The sequence below is a fragment of the Paraburkholderia sediminicola genome (genome assembly GCF_046030555.1).
GTDB classification, from domain to species: Bacteria; Pseudomonadota; Gammaproteobacteria; order Burkholderiales; family Burkholderiaceae; genus Paraburkholderia; species Paraburkholderia sediminicola_E.
On the sequence record NZ_JAQQCH010000010.1, the window covers coordinates 80,893 to 97,745 of the forward strand.

The 16,853-nt window shown below is 60.8% G+C and carries 17 protein-coding genes; 8 read left to right on the top strand and 9 right to left on the bottom strand.

All coding sequences use genetic code 11. The annotated features are described in order from the left end of the window. Positions 1-14: 14 nt before the first annotated feature. Entirely contained in the window at positions 15-947 is a 933-nt protein-coding gene (locus PQQ52_RS16135) for a 2-hydroxyacid dehydrogenase (protein WP_408213005.1), read from the bottom strand. A 302-nt stretch (positions 948-1,249) separates the two neighbouring features. Between PQQ52_RS16135 and PQQ52_RS16140 the strand changes: the two genes are divergently transcribed. Continuing rightward, positions 1,250-2,755, top strand: coding sequence for a sensor domain-containing diguanylate cyclase (locus PQQ52_RS16140; RefSeq protein ID WP_408213007.1), 1,506 nt, complete (start codon positions 1,250-1,252; stop codon positions 2,753-2,755). 20 nt (positions 2,756-2,775) lie between these two features. On the opposite strand, the gene PQQ52_RS16145 is transcribed toward PQQ52_RS16140, so the two are convergent. Further along, a complete protein-coding gene (locus PQQ52_RS16145; RefSeq protein ID WP_408213010.1) occupies positions 2,776-3,099 on the bottom strand; it encodes a VOC family protein in 324 nt (107 codons plus the stop codon). A gap of 134 nt (positions 3,100-3,233) precedes the next feature. On the opposite strand from PQQ52_RS16145, the gene PQQ52_RS16150 reads away from it, so the two are divergent. Then, a complete protein-coding gene (locus PQQ52_RS16150; RefSeq protein ID WP_408213013.1) occupies positions 3,234-3,653 on the top strand; it encodes a VOC family protein in 420 nt (139 codons plus the stop codon). Here PQQ52_RS16150 and PQQ52_RS16155 read toward each other — a convergent pair. Beyond that, complete coding sequence (locus PQQ52_RS16155) at positions 3,650-5,050, bottom strand: heavy metal sensor histidine kinase (protein ID WP_408213016.1); 1,401 nt, start codon at positions 5,048-5,050, stop codon at positions 3,650-3,652. The genes PQQ52_RS16150 and PQQ52_RS16155 overlap by 4 nt on opposite strands. After that, the gene (locus PQQ52_RS16160; RefSeq protein WP_408213019.1) at positions 5,047-5,718 is read right to left on the bottom strand and encodes a heavy metal response regulator transcription factor; all 672 of its coding nucleotides are present in this window, start codon (positions 5,716-5,718) and stop codon (positions 5,047-5,049) included. The genes PQQ52_RS16155 and PQQ52_RS16160 overlap by 4 nt, the downstream gene beginning before the upstream one ends. 185 nt (positions 5,719-5,903) lie before the next feature. On the opposite strand from PQQ52_RS16160, the gene PQQ52_RS16165 reads away from it, so the two are divergent. The 3 genes from PQQ52_RS16165 (at position 5,904) to PQQ52_RS16175 (ending at position 8,022) form a co-directional block, all read left to right on the top strand. After that, positions 5,904-6,536, top strand: coding sequence for a hypothetical protein (locus PQQ52_RS16165; RefSeq protein WP_408213021.1), 633 nt, complete (start codon positions 5,904-5,906; stop codon positions 6,534-6,536). An 83-nt stretch (positions 6,537-6,619) separates the two neighbouring features. Further along, the gene (locus PQQ52_RS16170) at positions 6,620-7,252 is read left to right on the top strand and encodes a cytochrome b/b6 domain-containing protein (protein ID WP_408213024.1); all 633 of its coding nucleotides are present in this window, start codon (positions 6,620-6,622) and stop codon (positions 7,250-7,252) included. Then, the gene (locus PQQ52_RS16175; protein WP_408213027.1) at positions 7,249-8,022 is read left to right on the top strand and encodes a molybdopterin-dependent oxidoreductase; all 774 of its coding nucleotides are present in this window, start codon (positions 7,249-7,251) and stop codon (positions 8,020-8,022) included. Before PQQ52_RS16170 ends, PQQ52_RS16175 begins: the two co-directional genes overlap by 4 nt. Before the next feature lie 18 nt (positions 8,023-8,040). On the opposite strand, the gene PQQ52_RS16180 is transcribed toward PQQ52_RS16175, so the two are convergent. Then, a complete protein-coding gene (locus PQQ52_RS16180) occupies positions 8,041-9,054 on the bottom strand; it encodes an AraC family transcriptional regulator (RefSeq protein ID WP_408213030.1) in 1,014 nt (337 codons plus the stop codon). Positions 9,055-9,374: 320 nt separating this feature from the next. On the opposite strand from PQQ52_RS16180, the gene PQQ52_RS16185 reads away from it, so the two are divergent. Then, a complete protein-coding gene (locus PQQ52_RS16185; protein WP_408213032.1) occupies positions 9,375-10,427 on the top strand; it encodes an NAD(P)-dependent alcohol dehydrogenase in 1,053 nt (350 codons plus the stop codon). A 759-nt stretch (positions 10,428-11,186) separates the two neighbouring features. Here PQQ52_RS16185 and PQQ52_RS16190 read toward each other — a convergent pair. Beyond that, the gene (locus PQQ52_RS16190; protein WP_408213414.1) at positions 11,187-11,495 is read right to left on the bottom strand and encodes a hypothetical protein; all 309 of its coding nucleotides are present in this window, start codon (positions 11,493-11,495) and stop codon (positions 11,187-11,189) included. Here PQQ52_RS16190 and PQQ52_RS16195 point away from each other — a divergent pair. After that, positions 11,410-12,366 (top strand): LysR family transcriptional regulator, encoded by a 957-nt coding sequence (locus PQQ52_RS16195; RefSeq protein WP_408213035.1) that lies wholly within the window; start codon positions 11,410-11,412, stop codon positions 12,364-12,366. The two genes, PQQ52_RS16190 and PQQ52_RS16195, sit on opposite strands and share 86 nt — an antisense overlap. A gap of 37 nt (positions 12,367-12,403) precedes the next feature. On the opposite strand, the gene PQQ52_RS16200 is transcribed toward PQQ52_RS16195, so the two are convergent. Then, positions 12,404-13,549: a nucleoside hydrolase gene (locus PQQ52_RS16200; RefSeq protein WP_408213037.1), complete on the bottom strand. Its 1,146-nt coding sequence runs from the start codon at positions 13,547-13,549 to the stop codon at positions 12,404-12,406. 96 nt (positions 13,550-13,645) lie between these two features. Next, positions 13,646-14,704: an SDR family oxidoreductase gene (locus PQQ52_RS16205; protein WP_408213039.1), complete on the bottom strand. Its 1,059-nt coding sequence runs from the start codon at positions 14,702-14,704 to the stop codon at positions 13,646-13,648. Positions 14,705-14,828: 124 nt separating this feature from the next. Here PQQ52_RS16205 and PQQ52_RS16210 point away from each other — a divergent pair, with 124 nt between their 5' ends. Further along, positions 14,829-15,737 carry a LysR family transcriptional regulator gene (locus PQQ52_RS16210; protein WP_408213042.1) on the top strand — a complete coding sequence of 303 codons (909 nt, stop codon included), beginning with the start codon at positions 14,829-14,831 and terminating at the stop codon, positions 15,735-15,737. 122 nt (positions 15,738-15,859) lie between these two features. On the opposite strand, the gene PQQ52_RS16215 is transcribed toward PQQ52_RS16210, so the two are convergent. Next, the gene (locus PQQ52_RS16215) at positions 15,860-16,807 is read right to left on the bottom strand and encodes a hypothetical protein (RefSeq protein ID WP_408213045.1); all 948 of its coding nucleotides are present in this window, start codon (positions 16,805-16,807) and stop codon (positions 15,860-15,862) included. Positions 16,808-16,853: the final 46 nt, after the last annotated feature.

The following is a 16,853-nucleotide window of genomic DNA, read 5'->3' on the forward strand; positions in this document are numbered from 1 at the left end:
TTTGCCTTCAGATGTCAGATCGGCGTCAACACCGCTTCGCCCGCAAAATGGCGCCGGGCGTTGCCCAGAAAATTGTCGACAGAGGCTGTGATCGCCTCCGGCGAGCGGCCCCCCACATGCGGCGTCAAAACCACGTTGCGCAGCGTCAGCAAGGCTTCAGGCGGATCCGGCTCGCCTTCGTAGACATCGAGGCCCGCACCGGCGATCGTGCCAGCAGCGAGCGCTTCCGCCAACGCGGCGGTATCCACCACACTGCCCCGAGAGACATTGACCACGAAACCGTCCGGCCCGAGTGCGTCCAGCACCGCTTTGCCGATCAGATGACGTGTACCGGCGCCGCCGGGCGTCGCCACCATCAGAAAATCGCACCACTGCGCGAGGTCCTGGACGCTGTCGAAATAGCGCAGCGACGAACCCTCACGCGGTTTCCGGTTGTGATAACCGATTTCCATATCGAACCCGCTGCCCCGCCGCGCGATCTTCTCGCCGATATGGCCGAGCCCGACGATGCCCAGACGCTTGCCGGAAACGTTCGGGCGCATCGGCAACGTGTCGCGCCAGACGCCCTTACGGGTGGCCTGGTCGAGTTGCGGCACGTCGCGCACCGCCGCGAGCAGTAAGGCGAACGCGTGATCGGCCACACAATGGTCGTTGGTGCCCGCCCCATTGACGAGCACGATGCCACGCGAGCGGGCGTGGTCGATGGCCAGGTTTTCATAGCCTGCGCCAAGTGCGCTGACAAACTCGAGCTGCGGCATCTGGTCGATTTCAGCGGCCGTCAGCCCGTTCGTGCCGTTGGTCAGCACGGCGCGGATCGTCCCGCCATGCTCCGCAATCGCAGCGGTCCGCTGGGCGGCATCGGGTGCATAGACGATGTTGAAAGCAGCCTCGACACTGGCGCGGCTTGCGTCTTTCAAGGAGATTAGAACCAGCAGGGATGGCTTCATAGCGGGCGTTTTTTCTTAGGGCGGTGACGGACGGGAGACACGACGAGTCAGTGTAACAAGCCTCCCGCGGCCTCGCTGCTAGCCAGTCACACGCCATCACAAGCGGCCACGACTGCCCACAAGCGCCCGCAAGCAAGCGTGCCCCGCTGCGACTCGCCGCCGGCCCATGCGCCTAAAGTCCATCTGAACCACGCCGTTATCTTGTTGAATGGACCGACGTCGACAGGGCGCGCCGCGCGTCTTTCTTCCTCGCCAAACCCAAGCCGTCTTAGAATAGCCGGAACTCCGACCACGGGAATCTCATGCAGGACACCCTCCCGCGCGGCTCAGCGGCCGCCAACGACGCCCCGCAGGAAATCCCCTGGCGGGACGATTCCGAAATGTTCGAACTCGCGCCCGTCTCGCTCTGGCTCGAAGACTTCAGCGGCGTGCGCACGCTATTCGACGCATGGCGGGAGCAAGGTGTGACGGATTTGCGCGCCCATTTTGCCGAGAATCCAGGCCTTGTCGCCGAATGCGCGCACAGCATCCGCGTCATCAAGGTGAATCAGAAGACGCTGACGCAATTCGAGGCCGCCGATTTCGACGCGCTCACGGGCAATCTCGCCTCGGTGTTCCGCGACGACATGCTCAAGACGCACCTCGAAGAGCTATGCCAATTGTGGGCCGGGCAAGCCCAGTTCACGAGCCAGACGGTCAACTACACGCTAGGCGGACGCCGGCTCGACGTGCTGCTCAAGGGCGCCGTACTGCCCGGCCATGAAGCACGCTGGGACCGCGTGCTCGTCTCCGTCGAAGACATCACCGAACTGGAGGGCGCACGGCATCGCGTGACGCTGGCCGAACAATATGTGCGTGGCCTGTTTGAATACTCACCGGTGTCGTTGTGGGTGGAAGATTTCAGCGCGGTCAAGCGTTTGCTCGACGATGCGCGCGCGGCCGGCATCAGCGACTTTCGCGTGTTCACCGACGTGCATCCCGAGTTTGTCGAGCGCTGCATGCAGGAAATTCACGTGCTCGACGTGAACCAGCACACGCTCGACATGTTCGCGGCGAAAGACAAAAAAACGCTGCTGGCGCGCCTGCCCGACGTGTTCCGCGACGACATGCGAGCGCATTTCCGCGAGCAGTTGATCGATCTTTGGGACGGCAAGCTATTCCAGCAACGCGAAGTGCTCAACTATTCGCTCGACGGCAGCGAGGTGCACGTGCACCTGCAGTTCTCCGTCCTGCCGGGCCACGAACGCAATTGGGATCTGGTGCTGGTAGCCCTCACCGACATCACGGCGCGCAAGAAGGCCGAAGCTTACCTGGAGTTCCTGGGCAAGCATGACGTGCTGACCAAGCTGCGCAACCGCTCGTTCTACGTGGATGAACTGAACCGGCTGGAACGTAAGGGTCCGTGGCCGGTGACAATCATAATGGCCGATCTGAACGGCCTGAAACGCGTGAACGACCAGCTCGGCCACGCGGCCGGCGACGCCTTGTTACGGCGCGCCGGAGAAGTCCTTGCCAAGGCGACGGACGCGCCTTTTCATGCGGCGCGCATCGGCGGCGACGAGTTCGCGATCCTGTTGCCGAACACCGACGAGCGCGGCGGCGACGCGATGGTCGATGCGATCCGACAGCTGGTCGAGCTGAACAACCAGTTTTATCCGGGCTCGCTGCTGAGTCTTTCAATGGGCGCGGCGACGTGCCAGCGCGGCGACCGGCTCGAAGCCGGCGTTCAACGCGCCGATCTGCTGATGTACGAGGAAAAGCACGCGCACTACGCGAACCGGCCGGCTGCGGACGCGCCGGGCGAGTAACGCCCGGGCAGTCAGGTGCCTCAGCTTTTGTCGGTCCGCACCGCCTCGCCATAAGTGCTGACGATCCGCCGATCCTGCTCCTCTACCGAAAACAGCTCCCATTCGAGTCCGTTGACATCCTTGCTGCTCGAGTACCCTTGCACCTCGTCGTCTTCGAACCCGACGTGCCGCAGTTGCCCGGCTTTATCCGGCATTTCGTTGATCGAGAAATTGAGCAGATCGGTGCGCCACATTGCATAACGACCGGGTACAACCGCGGTAGGCGGCTGATCGAGACGGCGGGTGTAATCTTCGATGGAGGCGTCGAGGCTGGCGACAGCCAAGGCGATATGGAAGCGTTTCATAGCGATTGTCCTGACAGTTAGGATGCGATGCTTTCATCGTATCGACGAAGCACCGCCGCAACCAGTTGCGCAATCATCCCGGTATCACCATTACCGGTTTGCGTTAAAACAGCTTCAAACGAGGAGCGACACGAATGCTTTCTCACGTATTCGTCGGCATTTCGGATTTCGAGCGCGCGTTCGGCTTTTATGGCGTGCTGATGGACACGTTAGGGTTGCGGCTCAAATTCCGCGACGACGATGCGTGCTGGGCAGGCTGGATGCCAGCCGACGCGTCGCGACCGTTGTTTGTGATCAGCAAGCCCTACAACGGTGGACCCGCCACCGCCGGCAACGGCCAGATGTTGGCCCTGCTCGCCACGAACCGTATGACGGTCGATCGCGTGCATGCTGCGGCGCTCGCTCACGGCGGCGCCTGCGAAGGGCCGCCGGGTTTGCGACCGCAGTATCACGTGGACTATTACGGCGCGTACTTTCGCGATCCTGATGGCAACAAGCTTTGCGTGTGTTGCCATGCGCCCGACACGACCGTAACCGCGCAGGCAGTCCGCTAAGCGCCCGGAAAGCGCAATTCGAAGCGCATCACGCCCGGCACCGGACACACCACACGCGCCGTGCCGCCGTGCAGATGCATGATCGCCTTCACGATCGCGAGCCCCAGCCCACTCGATTCGGTGAACTCGCTGCGCGCAGCATCGCCGCGGTAGAAGCGATCGAACAGGCGGTCCAGTTGCTCGCCAGGAATCGGCGTGCCGTCGTTTTCCACCACCACCGTCGCGCCCTCTTCGTCCTGCGTGCCGCTTAAACGCACCACTGTATTGCCCGCGCCGTATCGCACCGCGTTGACGACGAGATTGTTGATCGCCCGCCGGCATAGCATTGGATTGGCCGACACCACGCCATGCGCTTCGACGGTAAAGCGCATGCCGCGTTCGTCGGCGGGTCCTTCAAAATAGTCGGCGATCCTGATGAGTTCGCCGTGCAGATCGACCGGCTCACGGTCGATTGACAGCGCAGCATGATCCGCGTGCGCGAGAAACAGTATGTTTTCCGCGATGTGGCTTAAGCGGCTCAACTCTTCGAGATTCGATTCGAGCAGTTGCTGATATTCATCGGCATCGCGCGGTTTGGTGAGCGTTACCTGGGTCTGGCCGATCAAGGCGCCCACCGGTGTGCGTATTTCATGCGCCAGATCGGCGGAAAACTGCGAGAGGCGCTGGTAGCCATCGGCAAGACGGTCGAGCATGGCGTTGAACGCGTCCGTGAGCTGGCGCAATTCGACCGGCGCCGCCTCGCTGTCGAGCCGCACCGACAGACTCGCCGGACTGATCTGCGCCGCCCGTGTGGCGATCTCGCGCACCGGCCGGAACGCGCGGCGCAGCACATAGTAGGCGAGCAACGTGGCCGCGAGCATACCGGTCAGCGTGGCCAGCACGATGCGATTGCGATAGGCGGCCAGCATCCGCACTTCCTGAGTCATCGGATGCGCGGCGATCACTTCGACCTCGCTCCCGTCCTCGCGCGCTTTGACGGAGGCGATCGCCCAGTGAACCGGCACGCCGTCCGGCAACATGGTCTGGCGGATGTCCGAGAGCGTCGGCAACCGGTCCTCCGTGCCGGCCTGCAGAGGCGGCACCGCAACGTTGGCCGGATTCACGTCGATGAACGGCGCTTCGCCCGGACGGCGAAACAGCAGCACGTCTTCCTCCGCGCCGAGCATGCTCTCGAACAGCACAGGCCGGCTCTTCAATTCGCTAACTGAGTAGAGATCGCGCACGATGCGGCTGAAATGCTCGACACGGCCGGTGAGCACCACGTCCGCGCGGCGCTGCAAAGACAACTCAGCGGAATGATAGAAATACGCACCCAACGTGCCGATCACCACGCACGCAATCGAGGCGAACAGCACCGTGGTGCGAGCCGTCAACGAACGTTCGGTCCACAGCTTCATGAACCGTCGCCGAAGGTGTAGCCAATGCTGCGCACGGTATGAATCAGCTTCTTTTCAAACGGATGATCGACCTTGGCGCGCAGCCGTTTGATGGCTACGTCGACCACATTGGTGTCGCTGTCGAAGTTCATGTCCCACACTTCCGAGGCGATCTGCGTGCGCGATAGCGCTTCGCCCTGCCGGCGCACCAGCAGGTGCAGCAGCATGAATTCCTTGTTGGTCAACGGAATCTCGACGCCTTCGCGCGTGACCTTGCGGCGCAGGACGTCGAGCTTGAGGTCGGCGATCTCGAACACATCGCTCTCGCGGATCACGCCACGACGCAGCAGCGTGCGGATACGCAACACCAGCTCGGTGAAGGAGAACGGTTTGACGAGGTAGTCGTCGGCACCGAGTTCGAGGCCACGGATGCGGTCGCTGACGTGATCGCGCGCGGTCAGGAAAATCACCGGCAGATCGCGCCGTGCTCGCAGCGCACGCATGATGTCCCAACCGTCGATGCCCGGCAGCATCACGTCCAGCACCACGAGGTCATAGGCGTGTTCGAGCGCCATGTGCAGGCCGTCCGTGCCGGTGCGCGCGAGGTCGACCGCGTAGCCGCTCTCGCGCAGCCCCTTCTTCAGGTAGTCGCCGGTTTTCGGGTCGTCTTCGATGACGAGGATGCTCATGGTGCCTGGGGTTCCAATCCCGCGCGCCACTTCGGGCATGGGTTATGGATGGAGACGTGGATATGGCGCTCATTCTACGTGGCCGCGCCGCGCCGTTCATGACGTTTTTGTCATCCGTCTGTCACTCGCCGGAGCCGCTCGCGCGCCTAATCTGCCCCTATCCTTCACCCACCCAGAGCAGACTCATGAAGATTGTTTCCGCTAATGCGATACGCGCCTTCGTCACCCCCGCGCTCGTCGCCGCGTCATTGTTTGCCGCAGGATCCGCCGTGCAAGCCCAAACTGCCGCGCCCACTGGCGTGCGCGGCACCGTGACCTCGCTCTCGGGCGATCTGCTCAAGGTCCACACACGCGACGGCAAAGACGTCGACGTGAAACTCAGCAAGGACACGCCGATTCGCGGCGTCACGATCGCTAATGTGAACGACATCAAACCGGACAGCTATGTCGGCACCGCTGCGATCCCGCAAGCCGACGGCACGCTGAAAGCGCTCGAAGTTCACGTATTCCCCGCCGGCATGCGCGGCTCGGGTGAAGGCCATCGTCCGTGGGATCTCGGTTCGAACAGCACAATGACCAACGGCACCGTCGGCTCGCTCGTGGTCAGCAACGGCCGCACGATTACCGTCAAATACAAGGACGGCGAGAAGAAGATCGTGATCCCGCAAGACGTGCCTATCGTCGCGCTGGAACCGGGTGACCGTTCACTGCTGGTGCCGGGCGCGAAGGTCGTGCTGTTCGCCCACAAGGAAGCCGACGGCTCGATGGCGGCGAACTTTATCTCGGCAGGCGAGCATGGCGTAACGCCGCCGATGTAATACGGCGTTTTTTCAGCCGTTCGACAGCCGCGTGCCTCAATGACGCGGCTTTCAGATTTTTCTTTGGCTCAACTCCGCCCACCATGCCCGAATCACAAGCGCGCTTCATCGTCCACCCACTCGTCGTGCGAATCACGCACTGGATCAACGCGTTCGCGATGGTCTGCATGGTGATGAGCGGCTGGGCGATCTATAACGCGTCGCCCTTCTTTCCGTTCAGGTTTCCGCTGTGGGCGACTGTCGGCGGCTGGCTTGGCGGCTCCATTGCATGGCATTTCGCGGCGATGTGGCTGCTGTGCGCGAACGGCCTGCTGTATCTGGCGTATGGCATCGGGCGTGGGCATTTTCGTCGCACGCTATTGCCCGTCTATCCGCGCGACGTCATACACGATGCCAAATTGGCGATGCAGTTCAAGCTGCCGCACGATACCGGCAAATACAACGCGGTGCAGCGCGCACTCTATCTGTTCGTATTGCTCCTTGGCGTGCTGCTGGTCGCGTCGGGGCTGTCGATCTGGAAGCCGGTGCAATTTTCGTGGCTTACCGCGCTATTCGGCGGCTTCGATTTCGCGCGCCGCGTGCATTTTGTCGCAATGGCCGGTGTGGTGGGGTTTGTCATCGTGCATCTGGCGTTGGTACTGCTGGTGCCGCGCACGCTGCTGCCCATGCTGACCGGCCGCGCCCGCCACGCCACGCATGAAAGGAGCGAGGCATGAGCGAATCAGAACGCAAGGACTCGCGCAGCACGCGCATTGTCCTCGCCGACCACAAACCGCAGATCGAACGCCTGCAGCGGCGCCTGTTCCTGCGCTCGTCGCTTTCTATCGGCGCACTGGCGATGCTCTCGGGTTGCAACATGCAGGACGGCGATTCGGTCGACAAGGTACTGTGGGCCATGTCGCGCTGGAACGATCGCGTGCAGGGGTGGCTGTTCGATCGCAACAAGCTCGCGCCGACCTATGCGGCAAGCGAGATCACCGACCCGTTCCCGTTCAATGCGTTCTATCCGGAGTTCGACGCGCCGGATATCGACGGTTCGACGTATCAACTGGAAGTGTCGGGTTTAGTGTCGGACAAGCGTACGTGGAACCTCGATCAACTTCGCGCCTTGCCGCAGGCTTCCCAGATTACGCGGCACATCTGCATCGAAGGATGGAGCGCGATCGGGCAATGGCGAGGCGTGCCGTTCCGCACGTTCCTCGAACGCATTGGCGCCGATCTGAACGCGCGCTATGTCGGCTTCAAGTGCGCGGACCGTTATTACTCGAGCCTCGATATGGCAACAGCCTTGCATCCGCAAACTCAATTGACGCTCGACTTCCGCGACGCACCGCTGCCGGCCAAATACGGCTACCCGCTGAAGCTGCGGGTGCCGACCAAACTCGGCTTCAAGAATCCGAAGCACATCGCGGCGATCTTCGTGACCAACACGAACCCCGGCGGCTATTGGGAAGACCAGGGATACAACTGGTTTAGCGGTCTATAACGCTTCCAGAAACCGCGCTTATACCGCGGTCACATAACGCGCGGCAGGCTTGACCACTCGCGGCGGCGGCGCATCGTACACGGTGCGCATGCGCTTGACTTCATCGACAGGGCTCAGGCCGAACAGACGCTTGAACTCGCGGCTGAATTGCGACGCGCTTTCGTAACCGACGCGTGCCGCGGCCGCACCCGCGTTCAAACCATCCTGCACCATCAGCAAACGCGCGTGATGCAAACGCGTGGTCTTCACATACTGCATCGGTGAGGTCGCCGTCACGGCCTTGAATTGCGCATGAAAAACGGCGAGACTCATGCCCGCTTCAGAGGCGAGCGTATCGACGTCGAGTTGCCCGTGGTAGTCGGCATGGATGCGCCGTAGCGCTTTGGCGATGCGGCCGAAATGATTCTGATGCGTGAGCGCCGCGCGAATCGCATCGCCCTGTTCACCCGTCAACACGCGATAGCAGATTTCTCGCACCACGCCTGGCGCAAGAATGCGCGCGTCGAGCGGCGAGGCTAACGCTTCCATCAAACGCTGCACGGCATTGCTCAGGGCGGAATCGAGCGGTGTCGAATAGATGCCTAGCGGCTCGTTGTGCGTGGCGCCTTGCGTTTCATTCAGCGCCATCAGCAACTCGGCCACCATGGTCAGATCGACACGCACCGAGATGGCGAGGAACGGCTCTTCCAGACTCGCCTCGGTCTCACATTCGAACGGCAGCGGCACCGACAGCACCAGGTATTGCTGCGCGTCGTACTGGAACACCTGATCGCCGAGAAAACCGCGCTTGCGACCCTGGCACACAATCACGATGCTCGGCTCGTACATCACGGGCATACGCGGCATCGGCTGGTTGGCGCGCATCAGGCTGACGCCTTCCAGGCTCGAACGCGTGAAGCCCGGATTGGGCGCGAGCGCGTCGAACAATTCGACCAGACGTTGCTGGGCAGCATCGGCGTGGCCGCGATTGGCCGGGCCGCGATTGGCCGGGTCGCGCTCGACAGATGTGGGTTCAACGGAACGGCTTGACATGACGGTATAGTGACGCACAAGAGAATAATGCTTGAAATTTAGCATCAAACGAACTACTGCGCTCACCACCAGGAGTTTTAGGCAAACCTTCAAGATATTCAGGTATTCCCCGGTTCGCTCCTGGCTCCTACTATGGGAACCCTTCGGGATCATCTTTTTCAGCGCTGCGCCGGGCTCGGTTGTCCGTTCACCGTTTCGGTGAATACGTCGACCACCGCCTGCGCCGTGATCCCGATTCACGACAAGGTTTGGCCGCATCGGTAACGCGCGTTGCCAATCGTCGGCGCCTTGCGACATCACCCTCTTTGCTGGAGCTACCCATGAGCACGACTTATGCCTATGCAGCGACCGACGCTACCGCGCCGCTCGCCCCGTTCGAAATCCAGCGCCGCGAACTGCGCGCCCATGACGTGCAGATGGAAGTCCTGTTTTGCGGCGTGTGCCATTCCGATTTGCATCAGGCGCGCAACGAATGGAAGAACACGGTTTTTCCGGTGGTGCCGGGCCATGAAATTGTCGGCCGCGTGACCGCGGTTGGTCCGGACGTGACGAAGTACAAGGCAGGCGACCTGGTGGGCGTGGGATGCCTGGTCGATTCGTGCCGTACGTGTGCGAGTTGCGAGGAAGGGCTCGAGCAGTATTGCGAAAACGGCTTTGTCGGCACGTACAACGGTGTGGACCGGGTTGACGGCCAGATCACCTACGGCGGCTATTCGACGCAACTGGTAGTGGATGAAGAATTCACGCTGCGCGTGCCGGAGAACCTCGACCCGGCGGGTGTGGCGCCGTTGCTGTGCGCGGGTATCACGACGTATTCGCCGCTGCGCACGTGGGGTGCCGGCCCTGGCAAGAAGGTCGGAATTGTCGGCCTGGGCGGCCTGGGTCACATGGGCGTCAAGTTGGCCCGTGCAATGGGCGCGCATGTCGTGTTGTTTACAACGTCGCCGTCGAAGATTGAAGATGCCAAGCGGCTTGGTGCGCATGAGGTTGTCATCTCGAAGAATGCTGAAGAGATGGGCGCGCATGCCAACAGCTTCGATTTCATTCTGAATACCGTTGCTGCGCAGCATGATTTGAATCCGTTTTTGAATCTGCTGAAGCGTGATGGGACGATGACGCTGGTCGGTGCGCCGGAGCATGATCATCCGTCGCCGCAGGTGTTCAATCTGATCTTCAAGCGTCGCCGTCTGGCAGGGTCGTTGATTGGCGGGATTGCCGAGACGCAGGAAATGCTCGATTTTTGCGGCGAGCACGGGATTACTTCGGATATTGAAGTGATTCCTATGCAGGGGATTAATGAGGCTTACGAACGGATGCTTAAGAGTGATGTTAAGTATCGGTTTGTGGTTGATCTGGATTCTATGCGGAAGTGATTTTGGGTTTTTTTTGCCTGTGAGGCGCCAGGTGGGTTTTTTGGTGCGCCTTGCGGGTGGGGATTTTTTTGGTTTTGGGGTTGGTTGTCTGCGCGACGGCTTGTTGTCTGGTTGCCTGTGGCGTTGGCCTTTCCTTGTTTTCTTATTGGTTTATTAGCGTCGCCCCTGTGCGGGGCAGGCACCTACTTTTCTTTGCCTGCTGCAAAGAAAAGTAGGCAAAAGAAAGCAGCTCAAACCGCTAATTCTTAAGCGGATCTCCTGGCTTGGAGGGGATAGTGGCGCATCTGGAATCTGTGTTCTCGCACACTCCGCATTAGCGACAAAGCCGTCATACCTCCCGCCTCGCACTACGTGCTCGCCGGAATGGTCTGCATGGGAAACCAAGGGCTTCGTTCGGGCGTGGTGGGAGCCATCGGCTTCGCCTCGGCGAAGTGCCGACGGACTCAGTGTTTCGGAATCAACGCCGACGCTAAACATAGTTAGCAGCACATGAAGTGCGGCCGGGTACCGAAAACGGCAAGCTGCCGTTTGAAGTACCGCGGCATCAAATACAGCGGGCGGCCTTATGAAGTGCCACCGCATTAAATACAGCGGGCGGCCTTCGAAGTGCCGCAGCATAAAAAACGACGATCGGTTTAATGAACTACCGCTTCGGAGCGCGAAGCGTCGCCGAAAGTATGACGGCCTTGTCACTAACGCGGAGTGTGCGAGGACACGGATTCCAGATGCACCACTACCGCAACTGCGCGGGGGATCCACTTAAGAATTAGCGGTGTGAGCCGCTTTCTCTTGCTTACTTCTCTTTGCGGCGGCAAAGAGAAGTAAGTGCCTGCCCCGCACAGGGGCGACGCTAATAAACCAATAACAATTCAAGGAAAGGCCAAAGAAGCCAGACCAAGAAAATCCCAACACCACAAAAACACAAACAAACAAGCGCCGCGCAGGCAACAAAAAACCCTCAACACCAACTGGAGTTTGAATCGTGATTGACAGAATAACTGCAATGCGGACATTCATCCGAATCGTGGACACAAACAGCTTCACCCGCGCAGCGGAATCACTCAACATCCCCCGCGCGACAGCGACAACCATCGTCCAGAATCTGGAAGCCCTGCTAGGCACCGCCCTCTTGACCCGCACGACGCGGCGCCTGAGCATTACCCCGGAAGGCGCAGCCTACTACGAACGCTGCGCGCAAATCCTCGCCGACATCGACGAAATGGAAGCCAGTCTCCGTCATTCAACGGATAACCTGACCGGCCGCCTGCGTATTGAAATGCCCGGCGCGGTAGCGAGCGCCATTGTCCTGCCGGCACTGGACGAGTTCCACACCCGCTACCCGAACCTCGATCTGGCCATCGGCATCAGCAATCGAACCGTTGATATGATCTCGGAAGCCATCGACTGCAGTATCCAGCTAGGCGAATTGCCAGACTCGAATCTGGTCGCGCGGCAACTGGGCACCCTCGAACACGTAACATGCGCAAGCCCGGCCTACCTGGGCCGCCACGGCACGCCCGGCGACCTTGATGATCTGCGCGGACATGTCGCCGTCAATTGCATGTCGCCGCATAACGGCCGCGAAGTCGATTTCGATTTTGAAGTGGACGGCGAAGCGCAAAACATCAAGGTAAAAGGCTTCGTCAAAGTCAGCGACGAGCAGGCCTACCTCACCTGCGGATTGCAAGGCCTGGGGCTGATTCAACCGGCGCGGATCGCTGCACAGCCCTACCTCGATTCGGGACTGCTGCGTGAAGTCCTGCCGCAATGGAAACCCGTGCCGATGGCGGTCTCGGTGGCGTATGTGAAAAACCGCCGGGTGTCGCCACGCGTGCGCGCCTTCGTCGACTGGCTCGCGGAATTGTTCGAGCAAACCGAACACGTCGATCAGGACCTCTCGCGAGTCCGTCAACTGTTGCGCGGCCTGCATCCCGCCTGAAGCGGGTTTCATGCAGGCTCGCAACAGCACGGAGGCCTTAGTTCGGTAGCGTCACCGGCACCGGACGCGTCAGCAGATCAACGTAGAAATTGAAAAACCCCGGATTGTCGAAACGTTTGACGACCGTCATCTTCTGTAACCGCGCCGGCGGCGAACTGGTGTAACCGGTCGACTTGCCGTCATTGGCGCCGAAGCTCATATCCACGTCCACCCATTCATCCACCGTCTGCGTTGCAAACGAAGGATGCATCAAGTACGCCAGCGTCAGCGTGTCCCAGATGTTCGTGGTGTAGTTGGGATTCGTTTCAAAACCGTTCTTGCCGTCGAAACCATAGCCGTTCAACGTCTTGAACAGCTGCGTGATGATGGTCTGTTTGCTCGGATCATGCGCGACACGGTCGTACAGCGCTTTGTCCATCTTCACGGTGTCGGTCACGTCGAGCGGAATCACCACCTGTTTGATCGGCAAACGCAACACGGTCTTCGCCGCTTCCGGATCGAACCACCAGTTGAATTCTGCTGTCGGCGTCGTGTTGCCAGGCACATCGATCGCACCGCCCATGTAGATGATCTGCTTGATCAGCGGCACGATCTCGGGATGCTGGCGCGTGGCGAGCGCGATGTTGGTCAGCGGGCCGATCGCGAGAATCGTCACCTCACCGGGATATTGCTTCACCGAATCGACGATGAAATCCACCGCACTCCTGCTCTGCACCTTGGTGTGCGTGGCGAAGCCGTCGGGCGGTGCAACGAGGTCGCTGTCCGACTTCGGCTCGGGCGTGTTCCACGCGCCGAGATAGCCGTCGCCACCCGGGAATTGCTTCTGCTCGGCCTGAATGGTGGCGAAATCATGCGACAACGCATAGTTGGCGCCCGCATATACGCCGATCTGTTTTTCAACGCCAAGACGCTCAACCGATTTCAATGCGTCCGATACGCCCTGCTTCAACCATTGATTACCGGAAACGACCGTAATACCCAATACTTTCAATGAGCCTTGCGCCTGCAATTGCGCGGCCATTACGCCGAGCTGGCCGTCATCGCTCAGCGTGTTGTAGTCGCTATCGATAATCACTTTGGGCGGGTCAGTCTGCGCATTGAGATCGCTGCCGCCGCACGCCGACAGGGCCGAGACGGCCACCACGCTTGCTACGCAGGTCAATGCCACGAAGAGTCTCTTCACCGATGTCTCCTTTTTATGCAGTCGTGCTGCTCGAATAAGGAGGCTCATCATAGACGTAAACCTAACGAAATAAAATCGTCAAGTTTGATGCGTAATTCACGGAATTATCTTTCTTCGCCGTAGATCGTCGAAAATGTCGATAAACATCGTCTCCGTATCGACAAATTCATGAAAACCAAAACGCCGCGCTTTTGAGCCGTCGCCGAACATATCGTAGTCCCAGGAGAAAACGAAATCTGCAAAGCGCCATGACGAGACATCCTGATACGGAACGGGCTGCAGACCATGTTGGGTTGTCATCGCCTTCCACAATGACGCTTTGTCAGCCATGATCGTATCGAGCGACATGGACAACGGCGGCGCCACGTCGAGCTCGAAATAGCGGGCAATCCTCGGCCACATATCGTTCCAGCGGAACAGGTCACCATTGTTGATGTTGAACGCCTGATTGGCGGCACGCGGCTCCGTCGCGGCCCAGATCGTTGCGCGCGCAAGCAAACCGGCGTCGGTCATTTCCAGCAGCGTGTCGTAGGCGCCGGGCTTGCCGGGAAAGCGCAAGGGCAAGCGAAGCTGTTTCGACATCGATGCATAGACCGCAATCGCCACGGCGAGATTCATCGGGTTACCCAACGCAAAGCCGCCCACCACTGAAGGCCGGATCGCCGACCAGCTCCACGGCTTACCCTGCTGGCGCGACTCGAGAAAAGTCTGCTGGTCGAACATCAACTCGGGCGGCATGAAGTGCGCGTCGTCCTCGCGCGCAGGCGTCTTGAACGGGCCGAGATGGCCGCCGTAAACCTTGTAGCCCTGCATCAGGCTCACATGCTGCAAGCCCGCCGCGACCGGCTCGATGGCATCGAGCACGTTGACCAGCATTGCCAGATTCGGCGGCACCAACTCGGCCCAGGTCGGACGGTCCTGATACGCGGCATAGAAGACGTGCGTGACGCAATCCAACGCGCGCAGTTTCGACTGGGCGTCGGCCGGATCCAGCAGATCGACCGCGATGTACTGCACCCGTTCTTTGGCTTTGCCGCCGCGGCGCGCGAGACCGATGACCGCCCAATCGTCGAGCGTAGCGAGATGATTGACCAGATTGCGGCCGATCACACCCTGCGCGCCCACCACCAACGCGACCTTCTTCGTTGTGTTCATTGTCATGCTCCCGACCAATATTTTCGTTGCGACGGCCCACGCCGTTCGGTAACTGAAAGATATCGGCACGACAGGGCTTTCGGTAGACTGCCGGATGGCACATCACCTGTGAATTGAACTCACGATGGCACGTTTGGATGTGAACCGTTCCGGCGAGCTCGAAGTGTTCGTGCGCGCAGTCGAACTAGGCGGGTTTTCCGCAGCGGCACGCGCGTTGGGGATGACGCCGTCGGCAGTCGGCAAACTGGTGTCGCGTCTCGAGGCCCGGCTCGGCGCCCGGTTGGTGAACCGCTCGACACGCAATCTGCAACTCACGCCGGAAGGCTGCGTGTTCTACGAGCGCGGCGTACGCGTGCTCGCCGAACTCGACGAAACCGAACGCGGGGCGGCCACCGGCACGACGCCACGCGGCCGTCTGCGCGTGCATGCGAACGTGCCGCTCGGACGGCACTATCTGCTGCCGCTCGTGCCTGAATTTCTTGCCGCCCATCCCGACATTACGCTCGATATCGTGCTGACCGATCAGGTAGTCGATCTGCTCGAACAGCGCACGGATATCGCGCTGCGCAGCGGTTCGCTGAAGGATTCGCAACTGGTGGCACGCAAGCTGGGCGACGCGAAAATGGTGATTGTCGGCGCGCCGGACTATCTGACGCGCAACGGTACGCCGCAGACGCCCGCTGATCTGGCGGCGCATAACCGGTTGGGATTCGGCTTTGCCAGGGCGACGAACGGTTGGCCGTTGCTCGACGCGGAGCAACGCAGGATCGAGGTGCCTGTAGAAGGTAATACGCAGGTCAGCGACGGTGAGACGCTGCGCCAACTCGTGCTCGCTGGCGTGGGGCTGGCGCGGCTGGCCGCTTTTCAGGTACGTGAAGATGTCGCCGCCGGCCGCCTCACCATGCTGCTCGAAGCATTCGATCCCGGCGAGACCGAGCCGGTCAACGCGCTCTATCTTGGACAAGGCGGCCACCTGCCCGCCCGTGTACGCGCGCTGCTCGACTTTCTGGTGGAGCGGATGCGCGTCGAGTGACGCGCATCACTAACGGCCCAACCGCAGATCAACGAACGCTGCTGCCCATGCTGCAGGCCGCGCGGACGACCTGCGCCGTTGCCGCGAGCCAGTCACGAGGACGCACCGCGTCTTACCCGAACTTACGGTTGGCGTGCCTGCGGCGCCGAACCCGGACAGGCCGGATCTTTACCCCAATGTCCGTCACACACGCGCCAGCGGCACAACTGGTCTTCGAAGAAGCCGCGTTGTCCGCACTCTTTCACGCGTTCGGCCAGCTTGGCGTTCCCAGGGGTAGCCGATGCGCTGACCTTGGTCGCCGTATTGCCGTCTGCCGCTTTTGCATCAGCCGGTTTGGTCCGTGCCACGAGCGCCGCTAATAGATCGGCATCCGAATCATCTTTCGAAGCATTACCGGTTGCACGGGTCTTCTTCGTTTGAGCGACCGCGGTCGGTGCGCTCGCGTGATGATTGCTTGCAGTCGTACTTTCCTTCTTGGCGTGGGCCGCCGCCGTGTCGCGTTTTGCATTGCTGGCGACAGCCGTCGCGCTTTTACCATGCTTTGCCGCCGGCACGGTTACCGCCGACGCGGCCGTTGCGGACGCAACCGGTGCCGACGCATTGCTCGGCTCGGCGCCATCAGCTAGCGCGCGCGATAAACGGCTGTCATCACCGCTTGCGGGCATACTCGCGGATGCCGCGGATGCCTTGCTGTCGCTGTCGTCAGCAACGATCGTGGCCGCTTGTGACGACGCCGCAGCCGGGGCCTCCGCTTTCGCGGTGACCTGCGGCGCACCGCTGGCGGCAGACGCCGGCACGGCAGCTTTCTCAGCGTTGGCTGGCGTGGCTGACGCTAACGACTCGGTCTTCACACGCTGCTGCATATGCCACGCGCCCCAACCGCCGGCAGCAATCACCAGCAAGGCAACCAGCACAAGCGGCGTTTTCGACCGGCGTGGTTTATCGGTAGGCGGCTCGACGCGGCCTTCCAGGTTCGCGAGAATTCGCGAACCATTGCCATCGGCGCCCTTAGCCTTATCGGATAACAGGCTAGGCGGGGCTTTGGAATTCGAATTTTCCGGCGCACTCATTCACTGTCTCATTGAATCCTGGATTATTTCGCCGTGATAATACCGT

Coding starts and splice junctions, on each gene's coding strand:
- PQQ52_RS16135 (WP_408213005.1), bottom strand. CDS start 947: ATGAAGCCATCCCTGCTGGTTCTAATCTCCTTGAAAGACGCAAGCCGC.
- PQQ52_RS16140 (WP_408213007.1), top strand. CDS start 1,250: ATGCAGGACACCCTCCCGCGCGGCTCAGCGGCCGCCAACGACGCCCCG.
- PQQ52_RS16145 (WP_408213010.1), bottom strand. CDS start 3,099: ATGAAACGCTTCCATATCGCCTTGGCTGTCGCCAGCCTCGACGCCTCC.
- PQQ52_RS16150 (WP_408213013.1), top strand. CDS start 3,234: ATGCTTTCTCACGTATTCGTCGGCATTTCGGATTTCGAGCGCGCGTTC.
- PQQ52_RS16155 (WP_408213016.1), bottom strand. CDS start 5,050: ATGAAGCTGTGGACCGAACGTTCGTTGACGGCTCGCACCACGGTGCTG.
- PQQ52_RS16160 (WP_408213019.1), bottom strand. CDS start 5,718: ATGAGCATCCTCGTCATCGAAGACGACCCGAAAACCGGCGACTACCTG.
- PQQ52_RS16165 (WP_408213021.1), top strand. CDS start 5,904: ATGAAGATTGTTTCCGCTAATGCGATACGCGCCTTCGTCACCCCCGCG.
- PQQ52_RS16170 (WP_408213024.1), top strand. CDS start 6,620: ATGCCCGAATCACAAGCGCGCTTCATCGTCCACCCACTCGTCGTGCGA.
- PQQ52_RS16175 (WP_408213027.1), top strand. CDS start 7,249: ATGAGCGAATCAGAACGCAAGGACTCGCGCAGCACGCGCATTGTCCTC.
- PQQ52_RS16180 (WP_408213030.1), bottom strand. CDS start 9,054: ATGTCAAGCCGTTCCGTTGAACCCACATCTGTCGAGCGCGACCCGGCC.
- PQQ52_RS16185 (WP_408213032.1), top strand. CDS start 9,375: ATGAGCACGACTTATGCCTATGCAGCGACCGACGCTACCGCGCCGCTC.
- PQQ52_RS16190 (WP_408213414.1), bottom strand. CDS start 11,495: ATGTTGAGTGATTCCGCTGCGCGGGTGAAGCTGTTTGTGTCCACGATT.
- PQQ52_RS16205 (WP_408213039.1), bottom strand. CDS start 14,704: ATGAACACAACGAAGAAGGTCGCGTTGGTGGTGGGCGCGCAGGGTGTG.
- PQQ52_RS16210 (WP_408213042.1), top strand. CDS start 14,829: ATGGCACGTTTGGATGTGAACCGTTCCGGCGAGCTCGAAGTGTTCGTG.
- PQQ52_RS16215 (WP_408213045.1), bottom strand. CDS start 16,807: ATGAGTGCGCCGGAAAATTCGAATTCCAAAGCCCCGCCTAGCCTGTTA.